General features: G+C 69.9%; 1 protein-coding gene. It reads right to left on the bottom strand.

Annotated elements, in window-relative coordinates:
* Position 1 precedes the first annotated feature (1 nt).
* Entirely contained in the window at positions 2-1774 is a 1773-nt protein-coding gene (locus FCU40_RS22960) for an ATP-binding protein (protein WP_168078111.1), read from the bottom strand.
* Positions 1775-1840 lie beyond the last annotated feature (66 nt).

Genomic DNA, 1840 nt, shown 5'->3' with positions numbered 1-1840 from the left:
TCTAGGCCGCCGCGCCGCCCTCGACCCCGTCCTGGGAGGCGGGCTCGATGGCCAGGACCCGCGCCAGGGTCTCGACAAGGCGCGGAACTTCCACGGGCTTGGGCGTCAGGGCGTCCATGCCAGCCTCCGTATAGAGCGCGCGTTCGTGTGGCAGGACACTGGCGGTGACGGCGACGATCGGGGTCCGCTCGCGCCCAGTCCGCTTCTCGGCTTCGCGGATCGCGCGGCTGGCCGCGACGCCGTCCATGACCGGCATGTGGACGTCCATCAAGATCGCGTCCCAGCGGTCCTTTTCCCACATCGCCACCGCGTCGCGGCCGTCGACGGCGAAGCCGCTGACCACGCCCAGGTGGTTGAGCAGGGTCAACAGCACGGCGCGATTGGTCTGGTTGTCGTCGACGACCAGGACGCGCGGCGCTGTCGCGTCTTCGGGCGTCGTGGTCGCGGCCGCCAGCTCCACCCCGGGCGCGCGGGACGCCGGCGAGGTCTCGGGCATGGGCAGATCCATGGAGAAGCCCGCGCCGCCGTCCGGCGGGGCGAAGAAGGCGATTTCGCCGCCCATCAGCTCGACCAGGGTCTTGCAGATGGCCAGCCCCAGCCCCGAGCCGCCGATCCTGCGGGTGCTGGAGCTGTCCAGCTGGGCGAATTTGGTGAAGAGGCGCTGGCGCTGATCCTCGGGAACGCCAGGACCGGTGTCGACGACCTGGGCGCGAACGCGCGCGCCGTCGCCGTCGATCGTGACGCGCACCCCGCCGGACTCGGTGAACTTCACCGCGTTGGAGATCAGGTTCGACAAGACCTGGCGCAGGCGCTCGGCGTCGCCCAGCCGCCAGCCGGCCGCGCCGGGCGCGACGGTCAGGGTGAAGTCCAGGCCCTTGTCGCGCGCCAGGCCGCCGTAGAGATGGTTCAACGTCTCCATCTGGGCCGGCAGGTCGAAGGGCGCGGCGGTGATGTCCATCCGGCCGGCCTCGATCTTGGAGAGGTCCAGGATGGCGTTGATCACGGCCAGCAGCGAGCGGCCCGAGGCGGTGATGGTGTCCAGGCGTTGGCGCTGGTCGGTGTCCAGTTCGCCCGACTCCATGATCTGGGCCATGCCCAGCACGCCGTTCAGCGGCGTGCGGATCTCATGGCTCATCGTGGCCAGGAATTCGGTCTTGGCGCGGTTGGCCGCCTCGGCCGCCAGGGCTAGGGCCTGGGCCTCGGCGCGCAGGCGATGGTTCTCGGCGAGCTGACGCTCGAGATCGGCGTTGAGCGCCTCGCTGGCGAGGCGAGCGCGAACCTCGCGGCCGACCACGCCGCGTATCATTATCGCCACGCCCGTCGCCGCGAACCCGCCGGCCACGCCGACGAACATGTAGGGCGCGGTGGTCTCCGACGGTCCTCGCGGGATCATCCAGGCCAGCGCCGCGAGGGCGGCCGCGACGCTGACGACGGCCACGCGGCGGCTCGGCGCCGAGGTCGCGAAGACCAGGGCCATCAGCACGCAATAGACCAGCTTCTGAGGCTCGAAATGCAGGATCTGATAGGCCAAGGTGTTGGCCAGGAAGAGGGCGTTCATGCCCAGGACCATGGCCTCGAGCGGCGGGCCGATGATGGTCTGGCGACGCAGGCTGAACCCCGTCGCCGCCGCGTAGACGGTCGAGAACGCCGCCAGGCCATCCAGCACCACCAGGGCGAGGCCCTTCTCGTAGAACGGATGCGACAGCGTGATCAGCAGATAATAGACCGACGAGGCGAGCAGATAGCCGCGCGCGATCGGCACATAGGCCGACATCAGCGCCGTCGTTTCCGAACGTGTCCCCTGGGTCCTTGGATCGCCCAAAACCGGTCCCCGCCTAGA

Origin of the sequence: Caulobacter sp. SSI4214, from assembly GCF_012184455.1 — a bacterium.
Lineage (GTDB): Bacteria > Pseudomonadota > Alphaproteobacteria > Caulobacterales > Caulobacteraceae > Caulobacter > Caulobacter vibrioides_E.
This window is presented reverse-complemented; position numbering and strand designations above follow the sequence as displayed.